This window comes from Actinomycetota bacterium, from assembly GCA_040905475.1.
Classification (GTDB): domain Bacteria; phylum Actinomycetota; class AC-67; order AC-67; family AC-67; genus DATFGK01.
The window spans coordinates 55,579-75,491 of the sequence record JBBDRM010000130.1 but is presented as its reverse complement, the minus strand read 5'-3'; the positions used below and the strand labels follow the sequence as shown (position 1 = coordinate 75,491).

Here is a 19,913-nt window from a genome sequence, read left to right as displayed (position 1 = left end):
GAGTTTCAGGACTTCCCGCCGTCGCGGAGCAGGCGCCGCAACACTTTGCCCGTCGGGAGGTGCGGCAGCTCCTTCACGAACTCGACGACCTGAGGACACTTGAATCGCGCGAGCGAGCGGCGGCAGAACTCGAGGATCTCCTCTTCCGTCGTGGACTCGCCGGGCTTCAGGACCACGAAGGCCTTCACGGCCTCCCCCGTGTACGGGTGCGGGATGCCGACGACCGCGGCCTCCGCAACCTTCGGATGACGGAAGATCGCGTCCTCGACCTCGCGAGGGTAGACGTTGAAGCCGCTGACGATGATGAGATCCTTCTTCCGGTCGACCAGGAAGATGTACCCGTCGGAGTCCGCGTATCCGACGTCGCCGGTGTGGAACCACCCGTCGCGGATCACCTCCGACGTCGCCTCGTCCTGTCGCCAGTACCCCCGGAAGACGTTGGGTCCGCGCACGAGGATCTCACCGGGGTCGCCGTCTTCGACGTCGTCCCCCGAGGCGTCGATGATGCGTACCTCGACCCCGGGGAGCGCCTTGCCGATCGAACCCGGCTTCGCCTCCTCCCCCATCGCATTCGACGTCACGCCGGGCGCCGTTTCGGTGAGGCCGTACCCTTCCCAGATCGTGATACCGAGCTTCCGCCGGAAGTCTTCGAGCACGGCACCCGGAAGCGGGGCCGCGCCGGAGACCGCGAGCCGTACCTTCGACAGGTCGTAGCGCTCGACACCCGGAGTGTTGAGCCAGGCGATGAACATCGGCGGCGCTCCGAAGAGCACGGTGACGCCGTGCCGCTCGACGGCTTCCAGCGAGCCCACGGCGTCGAACCGCTCCATCAGAACCGCCGTCGCTCCCGCCCGCATCGTGAGTCCGAGGATGACGTTGAGCGCGTAGATGTGGAACATCGGGAGCGCGAGGAGCACGACGTCGTCCTCGGCCTCGGCGAGCAGCTGCGCTTGGGACATCTGGTCCATGTTCGCGAGCAGGTTCGCGTGGGTGAGCATCGCGCCCTTGGGCCGCCCGGTCGTTCCGCTCGTGTACGCCAGCACCGCGAGGTCGTCCGGCGAAGGGTCGAACGCGGGAACGTCGCCCGCCGCACGGCCGAGCATCTGCTCCCACGTCATCGCCCCGACGGGGGCGGCCGAGCCGGCGACCACGACGTGCTCGAGCATGGCGAGCGTGTCGCGGATCCCGTCGACCGTGCCGACCAGCGGCTCGGAAACGACGACGGCTCGCGCGTCGGCGTCGGCCAGGATGAACGACACCTCGTCGGCGGTGTACATGGTGTTGAGCGGGATGGTCACCGCACCGGCGCGGGCAAGCCCTTGGTATGCGTAGATGAACTGCGGGACGTTATGGACCAGCACACCGACGCGATCGCCGGGCCGGATCCCGAGCGCGGCGAACCCCCCGGCGGCTCTTTCGATCTCACGGTCCAGCTCCGCGTACCTGATCGCCTGGTCGTGGAAGATCAGCGCCGGCTTGCTGCCCAGCCGGTTCGCCGTTTCCCGCACGAGGTTCGCGATGTTCACGCTTGGAGTCCCATCCATCACCCGAGAAACGCGCCGCGCTCACGGAGAACGCGCTGCACTTCGGCGACGTCGACCGCCCGCGCGGCAAGCCCTTTCTGAGCCGCGAGCGCCGCGCCGACACCCGCGGCTTCGCCTTGAGCCATCGACGGTGCGATCACGCGCGAGGATGCGAGCGCCTCGTGCGTCGCGGACATGCAACGCCCGGCGAGAAGCATGTTGTCCACCTCCGCTGCGACGAGCGAGCGGTACGGAACCTGGTAGTAGGCACCGGGTTCGAGCCAGCGCCACCGGGTCTCTTTTCCTTCGACGTGGAACTCCTGGGGCCACGCGCCACACGCGACAGCGTCGTCGAACCGCCCGGCGCCGAGCACATCCTCCCCGGTCAGCACGTAGTCCCCCATCGCCCGTCGGGTCTCCCGCACGCCGAGCTGGGTCGGCGTGTCGGTGAAGAACGCGTGCTCGAAGCCGGGCATGTGCTGAACCAAGAACCGGCCGGCCTTCTCGGCCTCCGCGCGGCCGGAGATCTCCGCCGCCGTCGCTTCGAAGAGATCGGTCATGTCGGGCGCGTGTCCTTCGACGCCGATGCGAGTCATCGCGCCCAGCACCTCGCCTTGACGGAACGTGGGAAGCACGGCTCCACCCGAGCGCGACAGATCCCATTCTGGCGCTTGGCCTTCCGTCGCGAGGAGCTCGTTGAGCCGGTCCAGCCCTGCAGCGTACGCGGCCTGCACGTCGACGTTGTGCATCAAGAACTGCATGGACGGGAACTGGCGCTGACCGGGCCCGCCGCTCTCGACGCGGCAGCCGGCGTGGAAGGCGAGGTCGGCGTCGCCGGAGGCGTCCACGAACACCCGGCCGGTGATCGCGAGCGGCCCCTGCTTCGACCCGACGATCACCGCCTCGATCCTGCGGCCTCGTCGCACGACCTCCGTGACGTTCGCGTGAAGCAACGGAGTCAGGTTCGGCTCGGCGGTGACCCACCGATCTGCCTGGCGTTTGAACGCCCAGGGCACGTAGATGAGGACCGCGGTCTCCTTGTAGGGGATCGGGCCGAAGCCGGCACCCGCGGCCTTGAGCTCCTCGGCCCAGGCTTCGGCGAAGCCCCGGCAAACGAGGTCGAATCCCTCAGCCGTTGTTCGATAGAGGCCGCAAACCGTACCCACCCAGGCGGACACGGCGTTTCCCCCGAAGAACCCGTACCGCTCCACAAGCGCGGTACGCGCGCCCATCCGAGCCGCCGTTAGGGCGGCGGCGAGTCCCGCGGATCCCCCGCCGACGACGACCACGTCTACGTCGAGAACAACGGGCGATGTGCGCTCTCCGAGACGAACGACCTTTTCATCCATCGGGACCACGGTCCTGTTTTTCACGGCCGGTGTTCGACGCGCGCGCAGTCTACGGCCGGAGCCGGAAGCAGGGCCAACACCATCAACTCGGACGAGCTCCGCCCCGCTCGGTTCGCACGTTCCTGGGGCGAACCGGGCGTCCACTGCCGCGGAGGTAGCGACAATGAGCTAGAGGGATAGTCACTATGCGTGGTCAAGCGATCGGAGCGCGGCCCCGATACTCACAGTGCTGATCGATAGTCGAAGTGTTCATTGATATCCGGAAGACAGTCAGTCTCCACGACAAAGGCAAACCCGTCGCGAGACGGGGACGCAAAGCCACGGAGCCCTAGGAACCACTGGGCCAGCCGGGTTGCCGAATGGGGACGACGGGTTCGCAAGGCCCGTTGGCCTCGAGGCATGAGAATTTCAGCTGGGGATGCTGAAAGCTCGGGGACGACGGGCTGTCTGTTCCGGCCGGAAGAGGGGCCGAACAGATGGGAAAGCGAACGATCACGGTAACGATGGTCGCGGCGCTCGCCGCGGCCTTCATCGCCCTCGCAGCTCCGTCGGCGAGCGCACTCTCTAGCTACGAATCCTGCTTCGTCAACTCCTTGAACGCCGAGCGTTCGGCCGTCGGCCGTCCAAAGCTCGTCGTGAAGAGCGACCTCGTGGCGAATGCCCGAAACCACAGTGAAGACATGGCCGCCGACGAGACGATCTACCACAACAGCAAGCTCGGCGATCAGATCTCCGGCAACTGGTGGGCCCTCGGCGAGAACGTCGGGATGGGCCCGTCGTGCTCGTCCATCCACAACGCGTTCATGGACTCGCCGGGTCACAAGGCCAACATCCTCGACAAGGACTACAACCAGATCGGCGTCGGCGTCGTCGTCAGCGACGGAACGGTCTACGTCACCGAGGTCTTCGCCGGTCGCCCCTCCTCATCCAGCCCGGCACCCAAGCCGGTCGTGAAGAAGTCGGCGCCGAAGCCCAGCACTTCCTCGGCGCCGGCACCGAAGCCACAGCCCAAGCCGAAGCCCAAGCCGGCGCCGAAGCCCGAGTTCAAGGCGTCGACGTGGACGGTGGACGTTCTCGTCCAGCTGGCGGGCATGGACGCGCGGCAGGTCGATCCTGCGACCGGCGCCGCGATGGGAGTCTAGATAAGCCCATCTCCGCGCCCCCGGGCTGCGGCCCCGGGGCCGGCCCCCTCTCAGACGCCGGCTCTGGTGAGCCGGCGTCTGATGCGTGCTCGAACTAAGGACAGGTGAAGATGATCGCGCAGCGCCCCGGCGGCTCGGGGGTCGGTTCGTAACTGGGCTCTTCGCCCGGCTCGGGCGTTGGCTCGCTCGAAGGCTCAGGGCTCGGTGAGCTCGACTCGAGGTCCGACTTCGGCTTCTGTCTTGCGGCTCCGGGGTCGTCCGCCTTCTCCACGACGTCCTGCGCGATCAGAGAGGCAAGGACGCGTTCGAAGATCTCGGCTGGGAAAGAGTTGCCGGTCACGCGGATCCCATGAACCCGCCCCATCGGCTTCCCCGACGGATGCCCTACCCACACGGCGATCGCGTAACCGCGAGAGAACCCGACGAACCAGGCGTCCCGGTAATCCTCCGTCGTTCCGGTCTTGCCCGCGATGTCGGAGACGCCCGGAAGGCGCACGGTGTAGCCGGTGCCTTGAGTCACAACCCGTCGCAGCGCTTCCCTCACGTCTCGGGCGACGTCCTTGTCGATGACTTCATCGCCGATGCGCTCCCCATCGACGAGGACTTTCCCGGACGAGTCCTCTGCTCGCGCGAGCCCCGTTGGGGTCAGATACTCACCGTCGTTCGCGATGGTGGCGTAGGCCGAGACCATCTCCAGGGCCGTGACCCCCGAGGTCCCGAGCGCGAGCGACGGAACCGCCGACAGCCGGCTGGTGATGCCCAGCCGGTGCGCGACCTCGACTACCTCCTTCGCGCCCACATCGCGGATCAGCTGCGCGAACACGGTGTTGACGCTGTTCGCCGTCGCGGTGCGGAGCGAGATCCAGCCTCGCCCTCGCCGGTCGAAGTTGCGGACGTTCCACACCTCGCCTGTGTCGAAGCGCACACGCATCGATCCGGGGGCGCTGTAAGACTTCGAGAGCTTGTAGCCCTCGTCGAGCGCGGCGGCGAGAACGAACGGCTTGAAGGCGCTCCCGGCCTGGCGGCGGGCCTGCGTCGCAAGGTTGAAATCGCCGGCTTTCACCGTCCGGCCACCTACCATCGCGCGCACCTCGCCGGTGGCGACATCGATAGCGACCACGGCAGCCTCGGGGTCATCCGGCCGGTCGAGCACGTCGGCGACAGCTTCCTCAGCTGCGCGCTGGACGTCGAGGTCGAGCGTCGTCGTCACGCGCAGCCCGCCACGATAGAAAACGTCCTCGCCGAAACGTCGCAGGATCTCACCGCGGACCCAGTCCACGAACAGAGGCGAGCGGACCCTCGCCCGCCGGGGTTGGGCGAGCTCCAGCGGCTCGAGGGTCGCTGCATCGCGCTCGGCGACTGTGATGAACCCGTGCCCGGCCATCCGATCGAGCGCGCGGTCGCGACGCGCCTTGGCAGCCTCGGGGTTGTTCCGCGGAGAGAACGCTTGGGGTGCGGCGGTGATGCCCGCGAGCAAGGCGGCCTGCGAAAGCGTCAGCGAGCCGACGTCCCGGTCGAAGTAAAGTCGCGACGCCGCCTGGACCCCGTAGGCGCCGTGCCCGAGGTAGATGGAGTTCAAGTACGCCTCGAGGATCTGATCCTTCGAGTAGCGCCGGTCGATGCGGATCGCTGCAACGGCCTCTGTTAGCTTGCGCCAGAGAGTACGCTTCCGCTGAACCGTCGCGTTCTTCACGACCTGCTGGGTGATCGTGCTCGCTCCTTCACGGTCCCCGCGTGCGTTGGCGGCAATCGCACGCGCGATCGCGATCGGGTCGACGCCCGGGTGGCTCCAGAATCGCTCATCCTCAACCGCGATGAACGCCTGACGAACGTGCACCGGGACGGCCGAAAGCGGCACGACGACGCGGTTCTCCTCGGCGCGGACCTGCGCAAGCGGCCTCCCGTCGCGGTCGTATAGGAACGCGGTTTGGAGTTGCGGCGTCGCGCCGAGGGTAGCGGGACCGTAATAAACGGAGAGTCCTCCACTCACGAAGAGTAGCGACCCGATGAGGAGGGCGGCCTGCCATCGACGCATACTGCGGAAAGGCCCCCTCCGCAGTTTCCGAACCACGGTGCGCCGCCACCACCTGCGGATCTGTTCCTCGGCGCGCACGCCGAACGAGGGTTCGCGCGGGAAGCCGTCGATCCCATCGAGGGTCGTGCCATGCGCCGCGATATCCGCGAGCGCGCCGCCCAGCGATCGATCGGCCATCCGGGGTTCCTCCCTATCTCTCCATCGTAGGTTCTGGCAAAACAGTACGTACCCTTCCCCGGTAGGATGCAGCGGGAAGTCCGAAAAACGGGGGTCATCCTGAAAGCGCGCCCGCGGATCCTTTGCGCGACGGGTCCCTTCTATATGCTGCCGCTCGGCCAGGTCTTCGAGGCCATCGGCAAGGCAGGCTTTCCTGGGGTCGAGGTCATGGTCACCAGTGAACGGGAGAGCCAGGATCCCGTCGCGCTCAAGGCGCTGGCGGAAGACTTCGGCGTCGAGGTCGCCGCGATACACGCCCCCTTCCTCCTCCTCACGAGGCGCGTCTTCTCAACCGATCCCCTCGAGAAGATCAAGCGCTCAACGGAACTCGCACAAGCGGCCGGAGCGCCGATCGTGGTCGTGCATCCCGCGTTCCACTGGCAGCGGAGCTACGTGCGGTGGCTCCGTTCAGAGCTCGACGAATTCCAGGCATCTGAAGGCATCACGATCGCCATGGAAAACATGTTTCCCGTTTGGATCCGCGGGCGCGGCATCACCGCCCACGCGACGACCGGGATCGAGGACATGAAGAAGTTCGGTGCGGTCACGCTCGACACCAGCCACCTGGCTGTGAGCGGGATCGATATCATCCGCGCCTACGAGGAGCTCCAGGACCGCGTGGTGCACATCCATCTTTCGAACAACCTCGGAGTCGGCAGGGACTCGCACGCCCCACTCAGACAGGGCGTGCTGCCGATCGCTTCGTTCCTCGAGCGGGTCGGCGAGAGCGGATACTCGGGTTCGATCACGCTCGAGCTCGACATACGCCCGTGGGCCTCGAACCCGCTCAAGCTCGCGTCGGTCCTCCGCGAGAACCGCGAGTACTGCCTTGAGAAGCTGGGCGCTTCTGCCGGAAAGTGACGCCGTGACGATCCGCGTCATGGTCGTCGACGACACCGAACACGTCCGGGAGATGCTCGCGACGATGCTCGAGCTGGACGGGTTCGATGTGGTCGCCAAGGTCGCGGGGGGCGCCGAAGCCATCGCCGCGGTCGAACGAAGCGATCCGCACGTCGTCGTGATGGACTACAAGATGCCGGGTATGGACGGGCTCACCGCGACGCGGAGGCTCCGAGAGCTCGCCCCGGCGGTTCCGGTGATCCTGTACACGGCATACATCGACGACGCTCTCGAAGCCGCCGCTCGCGAGGCCGGGGCAGCGCTCTGTCTGGGCAAGGTAGAAGGTCTCGAGCAACTGGAGCGGCAGATCTCCGAGATGTGCATCGAGCTGATGGGCTGAGCCGAACGAGGAGGTCGATCTCATGCGGTTGAGCGGAAAGCGCATCCTGATCCTGTGCGGACCCGATTACGAGGATATGGAGCTCCACTACCCCCGCTACCGGCTGATAGAAGAAGGAGCCGACGTCGTCGTCGCCGGCATCGGCGAGGCGACCTACAAGGGGAAGAAGGGTTACCCGATCGCCGTGGATGCCCAGGTTTCCGACCTCGCCGCGCGGGACTTCGATGCCGTGATCATCCCCGGCGGGTACGCCCCGGACCACATGCGCCGCTCCGAGGCGCTCCTTTCCCTCGTGCGCGAGATCAACGATGAGGGGAAGACGGTTGCGGCGATCTGCCACGCCCCCTGGGTGGCGATCTCGGCCGGGATCCTGAAGGGCAAGCGCATGACGTGCGTGCCGGCGATCAAGGATGACGTGATGAATGCGGGCGCCGACTACGTGGACGCGCCGGTCGTCGTGGACCGAAACCTCGTGACGAGCCGCCGCCCTGAGGACCTCCCTCTCTTCCTTCCGGCCGTGATCGAAGCCATCGCGAACCAGGACGCCTGACAAGCCCTCGAACAAAGGAGAAAGGCGGACCTGGGGAGTGTGGTCCGCCTTTCGTTCGAAACCTTGGGTCGAGGTGGTCGCGCAGTTGCCCGACTCTTCATCCCTCGCGCCCCGGCATCAGGGCGCTTCATACCTGGAGCCACAACACTTTGTGCGGCGCTGCCACCACTTACATAACTACGCAGCGCGCGATCGGTTTCCTACGGCCGAGCGGGCAGACGTAAGAAACATCCACTTTCTGCCGCCTCGCGCCGTTCGCCCGTCCCAAACGATGCCCGAGCCCGGATCGATCGGATCCGGCGAACCGTACGTTGTAGGCGGATAGAACGTAAACCCTTGATGAGGAGCGGTTCGCGGAGCAAGGAGGCTCCGACCTGGGAGATGCACCGGGAAAGGACGGGACCCGAGAGGCGCGCGGGTCACGGTCGCGGTAAATGGCCCGATTCAACTACGCAGAAATCCTCCTAACGTCCCTTTCCCGCGCCAGACCCGGCCACGTAAAGTCACAGGTCAGAGCGGGGTGCGATGCGACGGGGAACAGCGATCACCTTGGTGGCGGTGCTGGTGCTCCTTCTCGGCGGCGTCACACTTCAACTATTGCTGAACCGCTGAGGCCGGGAGCGTCGAAGCTCGGCCAGGAGAAACATGGGTCTTGAGGCGGTCAACCCGCAGATGGCTGAAGCCGACCCTATCGAGGAAGGTCGTATGAGCGGACCCCTCGGTGCGGTTACCGACGCCGGTGCCCCAGATGAGGGGGGCGCCGTAGGTGAGGTCGAGGTCGTCGCCCTCGTCGACCGAGCCCGCGAAGGGGATCCGGAGGCTTTCGCGGCCCTTTACGACCGTTACGTCGAACGGGTGTATCGCTTCGTCGTCTACCGGGTTCAAGGGGACTCCGCCCTCGCCGAGGACATCACATCCGAGGTCTTCCTTCGGGCCCTCCGCAAGATAAAGGGCTTCCAGTGGCAGGGCCGCGACGTCGGGGCTTGGTTCCTGACGATCGCTCGGAACCTCGTCTTGGACCACTTCAAGTCGGGGCGGGCTCGCCTGGAGATGCTCGGCATCGAGACGCCGATCAGCGACGACCGCGTCGTCGACGCGGAGGATGCGGCTCTCGCCCGGGTTTCCCAGCAAGACCTCTACAGGGCCATCAAGCAACTGGGCAGCGAACAGCAAGAGGTCATCTACTGGCGCTTCCTCCAGGGCTACTCCGTGGCCGAGAGCGCGGCGGCCATGGGCAAGACGGATGGGGCGATAAAGGCGTTGCAGTACAGAGCGGTCAAAGCGCTCTACAAGCTGGTCGTGGTGGGCGAAGATGCGTAGTCCGTTCGAACTACCCGAAAAACCACCCCTTCGTCGGTCGTGTCCCGGGCGGGCATGGATTCGTTGCATTCAGTGGAGCACCCGATGAAGAAACCCACGAGAGACGAACAGGCGTTCGCCGAGCTGCTGGAAGGTATGCAGACCGAGGCACCGCGGCAGCTTGCCCGCATGGCGGCCTTGGCCGACGCCCTCCAGCACGCCAGACCCACGATGGGCCCGGCGCCCGCGTTCCGCAACGCCCTGCGTAACCGGCTCGTTGCAGAGACCGCCGTGCGACGCCCCTGGTTCGAGGGCGTCCGCGCCGGTTGGATCGAGCGGAACGCGCGGATGCGGCGTTCCTTCCGCTTCGTGTTCGCAAACGCGGTCGCGGCTGCGATGCTGCTCGCCGGCGGCTCGATCATGGCGGTGGCTCAGGACTCGGTTCCCGGCGACTGGGACTACTTCGCCAAGCGCCTCCATGAGGACGCTCGGCTTTTGGTGACCCGCGCGCCCGAGCCGCGCGCCGACCTCCAGATGCAGCTCGCACGAACGCGGCTCAACGAGGTCCGCGAGCTGATCAGCCGGTCGGAAACGAACGTCGAGCATTACACGACGGCGCTCAACGACATGGACTTCCGCACGCTTGACGCGACCAAGCTCCTCATCGGCGTGTACGGCGACACGTCCGACCGGATCCCATTGGACCGGCTGATCAAGTTCGCCGTCGCTCAGCGTCAGGGCCTCGAGGTGCTCGTCGACAGGCTGCCGGCCGGCGCCCGGCCTCAGGCGCGTGACTCCATAGACATCCTGGAGCGGGTGTCCGAGCGGGTCACCGGGATCATGGGCGGATGCCTGTGCCCGGCGAACCCCCTGCTCCCAGGCCAGAATCCGCCGGCAGTCGGCGACGACGGAACCGGCACGGCCGGCCCGCAAGCCCCGCTGTGCCCATGCTCCGACTTCCGCGGGGAGGAGCCCACCGACGAAGACCCAGGCGCCATAGGCGATCCGAACGACCCCAGTACGACGCCCCCGCCGACGACTCCGCCGACGGAAGACCCGGACGCGCCGATCGATCTCCCGGAACTCCCGGTGGTAGGGGACGACGCCGACGATCTCGTCAACGGCCTCATCGACGAATTGCTCGAGCCGCTCGAACCGATCGTCGGCCCTTCTCCGTTGCCGACGATCTCGCTGACTCCGCTCCCTCTCGATCTCGGCAGCTAAGCCGGGCCCGAACCCCCTCAACCAGGACGCAAGTCCCGTATGCCTACGGGACGGTTGATCACACCTGAAAACTCCCACTAGTCAAAGCTAAGGAAGCGCGGCATACTCGCGTCACTTGAGTAACTAGTCCCTCGTTACCAGGGGGACGCTCGAGACAAGCGCCACGATGTTCGGGGCACCGACTCGGTTCCACTCGACGCAGTTGTCCGTAATTGCGTTAGAGGGTTCAAAGAGCGGTCGCCAGAACCAGAAGGTGCTAGCGCGGGCGGCCAGGGAACCGTGTCGTTCGGTAGGGGCCTCAACAGGAGGGCGAGATGCGCAAAGGGGTAAGCAAGACCCGCCGCCTTTCGGCGGTGGTTGCGGTAACGATGGTCGCCATGCTCGCGATGGGCACGGGCGCCAACGCCGCATTGCCAACGATTTCCGTTCGGAACTACGTCGCCCAGGCCAACGCCAGCGTCCTCGACGTGAAGCTGGCCCTGCCGACGGTCCTTAACACGGTCCTCGGTGCCGCGGACATCGCGAACCCGATCGAGCAGAGCATCTCGTTCAGCCGGGCGCTCGGCCAGGTCGACAAGCTCGGCGACAAGGGTCATGGCCTCGGCCAGATGTTCGACGGCACCCTCAACACCACGCTCGAGACCCTGTCGACAGCGCTGCTCGGCAAGAAGCTGCCGAAGGCGTTCGCTCCTCTCGCGCTCGTGGAAAAGGTGGTCCATGAAGACCTCCTCGCCCTCGACGTTCAGGGCCTCGTCAAGGTCGGCATCTCTGAGGTCAACGCCTCCAGCACCCTCAACAAGCTGGCGGACGGGACGCGCGCCATCAAGAGCACCAGTGACTCGAAGCTGGCCGGCATCACCGTCGGGCTCACACCCGCACTGGTCGACACCCTCAAGGGCGTCCTCCAGCCCGTCCTAAACGAGACCGACGCCCCGGACACCGGCATCGTCGACACGCTCAACGGCCTGCTTACGCCAGTTGAGCAGCTCGTCGAGACCACCCTCGGTGTTCCGGTCAACCTCGACCTTCCGAAGATCGGCGAGCTGCTGAGCCAGCCGCTCATCTCGATCGGCCTCATCGAGACCAAGTCGGCCACCGACTTCGCGAGCAACGTCCGTAACGCGACGGGCTTCTCGCGCATGGTCGACATCGACCTGTTCGGCAAGGGCGAGAACGCGCTCGTGCACATCGACGCGCTCACGACCAAGACGTTCGCTCAGGTCGGCGTGAACGCGGCGGACCGCAAGGCCACCGCGATCCACGAGATCGCCGGCCTCCGCGTCCTGAACAACACGATCAGCCTGATCAAGGGCGACCAGCTCGCGATCAACGTCAACGGCAAGGAGATCGCGCTGACCGACCTGGCCGGCATCGACCTCGATGCCGTGCTCGACCAGCTCAACGGTCTCCTCTTCGACACCCTCGGCCTGAAGATCAACGTGCTGGGCACGTCGAAGTCCGTCAACGCGACCACGTCCCAGGCCAAGGCCCGGACGATCGAGGTCGGCATCGCACCGAACATCGCGGGTAACGTGCTGTTCGACCTGTCGATCGCCGGTCCCGGTTCGGACGTCTTCGCACAGGCCAATATCGCTGGGTCGAGCAGCCCGCCGGCGCCACACCCGACCACCGGCGTCGCCACCAACGCGTACCTGTTGGCCGGCCCGGCTCTGATCGGCATGGCGGTCCTGGTTCGCCGGTTCGCGCTGTCGAAGTAAGCTCGGTCGCAAGCATCGGAGGGGCGGCTCTGTGAGCCGCCCCTCTTGCTTTTCCCTCCTCCGCCCCTCGGAGCGCACCCGATCGATGTCCGATTCGCCCGGAAAGAACACCTCGAACCAGGAGGAATCTACGTTCTCGTGAGGAACCTGGAACGAACCGGCAGGGCGGCCAGGAGGGCGCATGGCTCGGATCCGTCTGTTTTCGTTGATGTTCGTCGTCCTCGCGGTTTCCGTGCCGAGCGGAGCCTCGACCTCCCGGGGAGTCGGCTGTGCGAAGACCATCCCGGCCGGGGGAACCGCACAGTGCGTCACCAGCTTCCGGATCCCACACTTCGATCCCGGCGACGCCATCGACTACGAAACCCTCATCGCGCGGATCGTCTCCCCGCAAGCCGACAGCTGGAAGGTCCACGCGAAGATCTCGGACGGCAAGGGCAAGGTGTATTTCGCCTGGGAGTGCGTCGTCCGACGTTCGTCGGTGACCGCTGGAGGCAGCGCCTACTTCGATCGCACCTGCCAGGCGTGGAGAAAGACCGTTACGACGACCCGCCACGGTAAGACATCCACGACCTACTACACCGCAAGCACCTCCAAGCCGCAGGTTCTGACCGTTACCGCCTGGGTTGGAGGCTGCGCCCCCTCGGGGACGAGCCCCTGCCGCTTCGAGGCTGCTGCGACCTATCTGCTTTCCTGACGCCCGGCCCCGGCTGACAGCTCGGGCACCAGTAGGTCACCCGCTCCCCCGCTCCCTCGGCGGCTCCTTCGCCGGGCTCGATCCTGCGGCGAACCGAGGTGCCACAGCGACGGCAGGGCTCCCCTACCCGCCCGTAGACCCAATGGCGCCTGCCCCGGCGCGGGTCGCCCGTGGTGACCTGGTTGCCGGTGGCTCGGTTCGCGAGCAGCAGCCGCCGAGCCAGCGCCACGATGCCGTCGAGGTCCACCTCACCCACAGGCGTGGCGGGGTCCACGCCGCGCAAGAAGCAGATCTCGGATTTGTAGACGTTGCCCAGGCCGGCCATCACCGTCTGATCCAGGAGCGCGTCGGCGAGGCGACGAGCGGGGTCGGCGCGGAGCCGGCGAAGCGCCTCGGCACCGTCCCAGTTCTCGCCGAGCAGGTCGGGTCCGAGGTGACCGACAACCCGCCCCTCCTCGGCGGTGGCGATGAGCTCGACGATGCCGAGTTCCGAGCCGACGGCGGTGCAGGAGCCCGTCTCGATCACCATGCGGATCGCGTCCCGCGGGCCGCGAGGGCGGCGGCCGGCGGGCAAGAGCCTCCAGGCGCCATCCATCCTCAGGTGCGTGTGGACGGTCAGGCCGGCGTCGGTTCGCATCAATAGATGCTTGCCGCGGCTGGCCACCTCGGTGATCGTCTGGCCGGCGAGGTCGGCGGTCGCGAGGGCGGGGACGCGGAAATCGCTTCGGATGATCACGTGACCGGCGAGCGCTCGGTGGAGCGTGTCGGCCACTTTCGCGATGGTGTCGCCCTCCGGCATCGTCAGACCCGCAAGCGAAGGCCCTTCGGCGTGCGCACGAAGCCGGCCTTCGTCATCTCGTTCCCGATCGGAGAGTCGAAGACCAGGGGAGCTCCATTGACGCGCTCGATCGCGAGCGGCCCCAGTGTGCCGGCCCGAGCCGCAGCCGCCAGGGCGGTCATGGCCGCTCCCAGAGCCGCGGGATCGTCGGTCTGCGCGAGCAGGGAACGGCCGCCCTTCTCCACGTAGAGCGCCGGAAGACCGTCGACAAATACGACGGAGGCGCCGGCCTTGCGCCCGGCTCGGTGACCGCCGTTCTCCGCCGGCGAGTCGGGCCATCCCAGGGCAGCGCCGTAGGGGTTCGCCGGGTCGGTGGCTGCGAGCACAACGGCATGCGGCTCCGCGGCCGCCGGGGTTGTGCGCATCCGGTCGACGGCGCCGGGAAGCGCGAATTGCGCTCCGCCGAGGCCCTCCACGAAGTAGCCCCGCCGGCAGCGTCCGGCGTCCTCCATCGCTTTGAGGACCGGATAGACCGCAGCGAAGCCTCCTTGGGTCCGCTCGGAGGCGACCGCGCCGCGGGTGAGCACCCCGTGGCGCGCGAGGAGCGCTCGAGCGGCGGCGTGGAGTCGCACGGTGGTGTCGGGCTCGCGTGCGGACAGCAGGCTCCAGCGCCCGGCCGCGGTCGGCGGACCGAGGCGCGCAGGCAGGGCGGGGCCGCGATGGCCGCGCCGCCGCGCCGGCTTCCGCGACACGCCGCCTCCCGCGAGCAGGGCACGCAATGCGGCGAGGGAGTCGTTCGTCGCGATCCCAGCCCAGACGAGTTCCCAGAGGGCCAGCACGACCTCCGTGTCGTCGCTGGACCTGGTCGCCTCGCCGATCTGACGGAAGAAGAGCGCTCCCCGCTCGCGCAGAGCATCCTGTACCGCTACCGCCGTCCCCGAAAGGTCTGCCGCCGCGACCGGCGGGATCAAGAGGGACGCCTGATCTGCGAGACACAGCGTGATCCAGCCGTCGTCGGGCCCGAGCGCACCCGCGCCGGCCCACACGACCTCTCCGGAGGCACAGAGTTGGTCGAGGAGGCCGGGCGAGTACCCGCTCAGCCGGGCCGGCAGGATCGAGCGCTCGAGAGCGCTGGCCGGCACCAGGACACCCTGGAGCTGTTCGACGGCGGTCAGCACGGACTCGACGGTCGCCCGCCGGTCGGACCCGACGTCCTGCCAGGCGGGCAAGAACCGCGCAAGCGCTTCCGGTGGGACGGGTTCCACCTCTTTGCGGAAAGCGGCGAGCGAGCGGCGTCGGAGGACGCGGAGGACCTCCGCGTCGATCCACTCGCGGCCGGACGCCATCGGCCGGAACGCGCCTTCGAGCACGCGGCTTTGGGAGCCGAGCCGGCGCAGGGTCTGCTCGACGACGGCCACGCCCAGCCCGAGCCTGCCGGCGGCATCGACGGCGAGGAACGGCCCGTGCGTGCGGGCGTAGCGAGCGACCAGATCGGCGAGCGGGTCGGTGACCGGTTCGAGGAACGCCTCGGGGACCCCCGCGGGAGGCACCACGCCGAGCGCGTCCCGGTACCGGGACGCGTCCTCCGCGGCGATGAGACGCTCCTCGCCCGCGACGCGGACGCGCAGCGCCCGACGTGATCGCTCGACCGCGTCGATGATCGCGCGCGTCGCGCCGCGGGCGGAGGCTTCGTCTTCGGTCAGGTCCCCGAGCACCCGAAGGGCGTCGTGGAGGTCGTCGGCGTCGCGGATGCGACGTTCGGGGCTCAGCCGCTGAAGGTCGAGCTCCAGATCGGCCAGCGCGCCGGGGTCCACCAGCTCGCGAAGCTCGGCGGTGCCGAGGAGCTCGGCGAGCACCTGGCGGTCGAGCGACAGCGCCTGCGCCCGGCGCTCGGCGAGTGGCGCGTCGCCCTCGTACATGAAGGCGGCGATGTAGCCGAACTGCAGCGAGGACGCGAACGGCGACGGCATCGCGGTGTCGACCTCGACGACGCGGATCTCGCGCCGCTCGATGGCCTGGAGCAGCTCTTGCAACGCCGGGAGGTCGAACACGTCCTGGAGGCACTCGCGGTAGGTCTCGAGCAGGATGGGGAACGACCCGTACCGGCTCGCCGCCTGCAGCAGGTCGGCCGAGCGCTGGCGTTGCTGCCACAGCGGGGTGCGCTGCCCGGGGCGGCGCCGCGGCAGCAGGAGCGCCCGCGCGGCGCATTCGCGGAACCGCCCGGCGAACAAGGCGCTCGAGCCGACGGAACCGACGACGAGTTCTTCGATCTCCTCGGGCTCGATGATGATCGAGCCGGCCGCGGGGGTCTCGTCTGCCTCGGGCAGACGCACGACGATCCCGTCGTCGGTGTACATCGTCTGCACTTCGATGCCGAGCCGTTCGCGGACGCGGGTCTCGATCGCTTGCGCCCACGGCGCGTGCACCCGAGCGCCGAACGGCGAGTGGATGCAGACGCGCCAGTCCCCGAGCTCGTCCCGAAAGCGCTCGACCACGATCGTGCGGTCGTCCGGCAGCGTGCCGGTGGCCTCGCGCTGTTCGGTCAGGTACTGGACCAGGTTCCGCGCCGCGTTGTCGTCGCAGCCGAGGTCCCGCAGATGCTCCTCGGCTGCGGCCGGCTTCATCGCGGCGATCTCTCGCGTGAAGGCGCCGAGGGCGCGACCGAGCTCCACCGGGCGACCGATCGAGTCGCCGTGCCAGAAGGGCATCTTGCCGGGGACGCCGGGTGCCGGGGAAACGATCACGCGGTCCCGCGTGATGTCCTCGATCCGCCAACTGGACGCGCCGAGCACGAACACGTCCCCGACGCGCGACTCGTAGACCATCTCTTCGTCGAGCTCACCGACGCGGGTCGGCTTCTCGGACGCGGTGAACACGCCGTAGAGGCCGCGATCGGGGATCGTCCCGCCCGAGGTGACGGCGAGCCGCTGCGCGCCCGGCCGCGCGGTCAACCGTCCGTCGATCCGGTCCCAGTTCAGGCGCGGACGGAGCTCGGCGAACTCGTCGGACGGATAGCGGCCGGAGAGCATGTCGAGGATCGCCTCGAACGAGCTCCGCGGCAGGTCCTCGAACGGCGCGGCGCGGCGGATCACCTTCTCGAGCGTGTCGACGTTCCAGTCGTCCATCGCGACCATCGCGACGATCTGCTGCGCGAGCACGTCGAGCGGGTTGCGCGGGTAGCGCATCGCTTCGATCCCGCCTTCGCGCATCCGTTGGACGACGAGCGTGCACGGGACGAGGTCGCCGCGATACTTCGGGAACACGATGCCGCGGCTCGTCGCGCCGACGTGGTGGCCGGCGCGGCCGATCCGCTGCAAGCCCTGCGCGACCGACGACGGCGCTTCGACCTGGATCACGAGATCCACCGCGCCCATGTCGATGCCGAGCTCGAGCGAGCTGGTGGCCACGACGGACTTGAGCCGCCCTGCTTTCAGGTCCTCCTCGATCTGCATGCGCTGCTCGCGCGCGACCGAGCCGTGGTGAGCACGTGCCACGGGCTCTTCGTTGAGCTCGTTGATCTGCCCGCACAGGCGCTCGGACAGCCGGCGAGAGTTCGCGAACACGATGGTCGACTGGTGTTCGGCGATCAGGTCGGAGATGCGCTGCTCGACGTGCGGCCAGATGCTTGTGCGCTCGACGGCGGACAGGACGTCACCGGGCTTGAAGTCTTCAGTTTGGCGGCCGAGGGCGGCCATGTCCTCGATGGGAACCTCGATGCGGAGATCCCAGCTCTTCTCCTGCTTCGGCTGAACGACCCGGACTGGGCGGCCGCCGCCGAGGAACCGGGCGATCTCCTCGGCCGGGCGCACGGTCGCGCTCAGACCGACGCGCTGGGCCGGGCGGTCTAGCAGCTCGTCCAGGCGTTCGAGCGACAGCGCCAGATGCGCGCCGCGCTTGTTGCCGGCGATCGCGTGGACCTCGTCGACGATGACGGTCTCGACGCTGCGCAAGGCCTCTCGGGCCTGGCTGGTGAGGATCAGGAAGAGCGACTCCGGTGTGGTGATGAGGATGTCGGGTGGGTGCTTCGCGAAGCGGCGGCGGTCGTCGGCCGGCGTGTCGCCGGTTCGGATCGCGACCTGGACCTCGCGGAGCTTCGCGTCGGTCCGCTCCGCCTGCCGGGTGATCCCGGTCAGCGGCGCCCGGAGGTTGCGCTCGACGTCGACGGCGAGCGCCTTGAGCGGCGAGACGTAGAGGACCCGGAGGCGGCGCTCGTTGCTTTCCGGCTCGGGCCCGGTGAGGAGCCGGTCGAGCGACCATAGGAAGGCCGCGAGCGTCTTGCCTGAGCCGGTCGGCGCAACGACGAGCGCGTTCTCGCCGGAAGCGATGGCACCCCAGGCTTCGGATTGCGCCGGAGTAGGTTCGGCGAAGGTCGCATCGAACCAAGCCCGGACGGGTGGGGAAAACGACGACTGGGGGTTCACCACTCGACCATCTTGCACCACGTGACCGCCACCCTGCCGGGCCTCTCGGTTCGCCGCCCACATCCGGCGACGCTATCCTGCGCCGCGATGGATCTCCCTGCTTTGTCTGACCTCAACTTGCCCGGCGCCGACGGAGAGCAACATCGCCTCGGCAGCTATTGGGCCGACCGGACGGTCGTTCTCGTCTTCCTGCGCCACTTCGGCTGACTGCACTGCCGGCAGCATGTCGCGCAGTTGCGCGACGCTTACGACGAGATCAAGAAGACGGGCGCCGACGTGGTCGCGATCGGCACGGGTAACCAACGCTACGCGCGCGGGTTCGTCGAGGAAGAGAGCATCCCTTTCCCGGTTCTCGTCGATGACGATGCCGTCGCGGCGAAGACGGCGAGCGTCAAGCGCGGGAGCGCGTGGAACGTGCTCGGCCCGAAGACGTACCGCGCCTCGATGCGGACGCGTCGTGCGGGATACAAGGTTCACATGGCCGGGAAGCGTGTGTTCCAGCTCGGCGCGACCTTCGTCGTCGGGCCGGGCGACACCGTCCGGTACGAGCACATCGATGTGACGACCGTGGACCACGCGCCGATCGAAGAGGTGTTCGCAGCCCTGACCGATCGCGACCTCGAACGCGGCTGAACGACTCGAAGGGCTATCCTTCGCGTGCGATGGATCTCGAAGCCCTCTCCGAACTCAGGCTCGCCGACGGCGACGGCGAGGAGCATCGCCTCGGTGACTATTGGGCCGACCGCCCCGTCGTCGTCGTGTTCCTGCGCCACTTCGGGTGACTGCATTGCCGGTACCACGCCTCGCAGTTGCGCAGGCACGAGGAAGAGATCAGAGAGAAAGGGGCGGAGATCGTTGCCGTCGGCACAGGGGACGCCCGCTACGCGCGCTCCTTCATCGACGATGAGAGGATCGGCTTCCCCGTCCTCCTCGATGAGGCCGGCGAGGCCGCGGAGATCGCGTCGCTCCGCAACGGACGCTGGTACGAGCTCGCCGGGCCGAAGACCGCGGCCGGGGTCCTCAAGGCCACCGCCGCCGGGAAGCGCCAGCACCGGCTCGGCAAGCGCCCGAAGCAGCTCGGCGCGACGTTCGTGATCGGGCCCGGCGATGTGATCCGCTACCAGCACATGGACGGCAACGTTTCGGATCACGCGCCGTTCGAGGAGATAATGGCGGCACTGAACAAGGGGGACGCATGAGCAAGATCGGGCTCCAGATCCCGAACTTCACGTTCGACGCGCCGGACACCGAACTGTTCGGCAAAGTGGTCGAGATGGCGGTCGCCGCGGAGGAGACCGGATTCGATTCGGTCTGGGTGATGGACCACTTCTACCAGCTGCCTCCGCTCGGCGGCCCCGAACGTCCGATGCTCGAGGCGTACACGCTCCTCGGTGCGCTCGGCGCGCGCACCTCGCGGGTGCGGCTGGGCGCGCTCGTCGGAGGAGTCACCTACCGGAACCCTGCGCTCGTCGCGAAGGAAGCGACCACGCTCGACGTGATCACGGGAGGACGCGCCATCCTTGGTCTCGGTGCGGCCTGGTACGACGTCGAGCACGACGCGCTCGGCTTCGACTTCCCTTCGGCCGGCGAACGGATCGACCGGCTGGAGGAGGCGGCGCACATCTGTCGCTCGATGTTCACCGAGGAGACGCCGTCGTTCGAAGGCCGGTACTACCGGATCCGCGAAGCGCGGAACGTGCCGCGGCCGATCCAAGCCGGCGGAG

16 protein-coding genes and 1 riboswitch are annotated in these 19,913 nt (G+C 67.8%); of the genes, 11 read left to right on the top strand and 5 right to left on the bottom strand.

Annotated elements, in window-relative coordinates:
• Positions 1 to 5 precede the first annotated feature (5 nt).
• Together WEB06_15765 and WEB06_15760 are read right to left on the bottom strand one after the other, a co-directional pair.
• Entirely contained in the window at positions 6 to 1,526 is a 1,521-nt protein-coding gene (locus WEB06_15765) for a long-chain fatty acid--CoA ligase (protein MEX2557070.1), read from the bottom strand.
• A 17-nt stretch (positions 1,527 to 1,543) separates the two neighbouring features.
• Positions 1,544 to 2,872 carry an FAD-dependent oxidoreductase gene (locus WEB06_15760; protein MEX2557069.1) on the bottom strand — a complete coding sequence of 443 codons (1,329 nt, stop codon included), beginning with the start codon at positions 2,870 to 2,872 and terminating at the stop codon, positions 1,544 to 1,546.
• A 277-nt stretch (positions 2,873 to 3,149) separates the two neighbouring features.
• Positions 3,150 to 3,232: riboswitch (cyclic di-GMP riboswitch) on the top strand.
• Positions 3,233 to 3,348: 116 nt separating this feature from the next.
• Between WEB06_15760 and WEB06_15755 the strand changes: the two genes are divergently transcribed.
• Positions 3,349 to 4,014, top strand: a complete 666-nt coding sequence (locus tag WEB06_15755; protein MEX2557068.1) for a CAP domain-containing protein — start codon at positions 3,349 to 3,351, stop codon at positions 4,012 to 4,014.
• 94 nt (positions 4,015 to 4,108) lie between these two features.
• Here the strand turns inward: WEB06_15755 and WEB06_15750 are convergent, their stop codons facing one another.
• Positions 4,109 to 6,226 (bottom strand): PBP1A family penicillin-binding protein, encoded by a 2,118-nt coding sequence (locus WEB06_15750; GenBank protein MEX2557067.1) that lies wholly within the window; start codon positions 6,224 to 6,226, stop codon positions 4,109 to 4,111.
• A 144-nt stretch (positions 6,227 to 6,370) separates the two neighbouring features.
• On the opposite strand from WEB06_15750, the gene WEB06_15745 reads away from it, so the two are divergent.
• The 7 genes from WEB06_15745 (at position 6,371) to WEB06_15715 (ending at position 12,990) form a co-directional block, all read left to right on the top strand.
• A complete protein-coding gene (locus WEB06_15745) occupies positions 6,371 to 7,126 on the top strand; it encodes a sugar phosphate isomerase/epimerase family protein (protein MEX2557066.1) in 756 nt (251 codons plus the stop codon).
• Between the two features lie 4 nt (positions 7,127 to 7,130).
• Entirely contained in the window at positions 7,131 to 7,505 is a 375-nt protein-coding gene (locus WEB06_15740; GenBank protein ID MEX2557065.1) for a response regulator transcription factor, read from the top strand.
• Positions 7,506 to 7,527: 22 nt separating this feature from the next.
• Positions 7,528 to 8,055, top strand: coding sequence for a type 1 glutamine amidotransferase domain-containing protein (locus WEB06_15735; protein ID MEX2557064.1), 528 nt, complete (start codon positions 7,528 to 7,530; stop codon positions 8,053 to 8,055).
• Between the two features lie 705 nt (positions 8,056 to 8,760).
• Positions 8,761 to 9,375, top strand: a complete 615-nt coding sequence (locus WEB06_15730) for a sigma-70 family RNA polymerase sigma factor (GenBank protein MEX2557063.1) — start codon at positions 8,761 to 8,763, stop codon at positions 9,373 to 9,375.
• An 84-nt stretch (positions 9,376 to 9,459) separates the two neighbouring features.
• A complete protein-coding gene (locus tag WEB06_15725) occupies positions 9,460 to 10,578 on the top strand; it encodes a DUF5667 domain-containing protein (protein MEX2557062.1) in 1,119 nt (372 codons plus the stop codon).
• Positions 10,579 to 10,892: 314 nt separating this feature from the next.
• Positions 10,893 to 12,296 (top strand): hypothetical protein, encoded by a 1,404-nt coding sequence (locus WEB06_15720; GenBank protein ID MEX2557061.1) that lies wholly within the window; start codon positions 10,893 to 10,895, stop codon positions 12,294 to 12,296.
• 181 nt (positions 12,297 to 12,477) lie between these two features.
• Entirely contained in the window at positions 12,478 to 12,990 is a 513-nt protein-coding gene (locus WEB06_15715) for a hypothetical protein (protein MEX2557060.1), read from the top strand.
• Here WEB06_15715 and WEB06_15710 read toward each other — a convergent pair.
• Positions 12,908 to 13,789: a DNA-formamidopyrimidine glycosylase family protein gene (locus tag WEB06_15710; protein ID MEX2557059.1), complete on the bottom strand. Its 882-nt coding sequence runs from the start codon at positions 13,787 to 13,789 to the stop codon at positions 12,908 to 12,910. The two genes, WEB06_15715 and WEB06_15710, sit on opposite strands and share 83 nt — an antisense overlap.
• Before the next feature lie 2 nt (positions 13,790 to 13,791).
• Positions 13,792 to 18,189 carry a DEAD/DEAH box helicase gene (locus WEB06_15705; protein ID MEX2557058.1) on the bottom strand — a complete coding sequence of 1,466 codons (4,398 nt, stop codon included), beginning with the start codon at positions 18,187 to 18,189 and terminating at the stop codon, positions 13,792 to 13,794.
• A gap of 207 nt (positions 18,190 to 18,396) precedes the next feature.
• On the opposite strand from WEB06_15705, the gene WEB06_15700 reads away from it, so the two are divergent.
• The 3 genes from WEB06_15700 to WEB06_15690 all read left to right on the top strand — a co-directional run.
• Positions 18,397 to 18,822, top strand: a complete 426-nt coding sequence (locus WEB06_15700) for an AhpC/TSA family protein (protein ID MEX2557057.1) — start codon at positions 18,397 to 18,399, stop codon at positions 18,820 to 18,822.
• Positions 18,823 to 18,971: 149 nt separating this feature from the next.
• On the top strand, positions 18,972 to 19,388 hold the full coding sequence (locus tag WEB06_15695; GenBank protein MEX2557056.1) for a peroxiredoxin-like family protein: 417 nt from the start codon (positions 18,972 to 18,974) through the stop codon (positions 19,386 to 19,388).
• Positions 19,385 to 19,913: LLM class flavin-dependent oxidoreductase (locus WEB06_15690; protein MEX2557055.1), on the top strand; the 529-nt coding region annotated here is incomplete at its 3' end. The genes WEB06_15695 and WEB06_15690, both read left to right, overlap by 4 nt.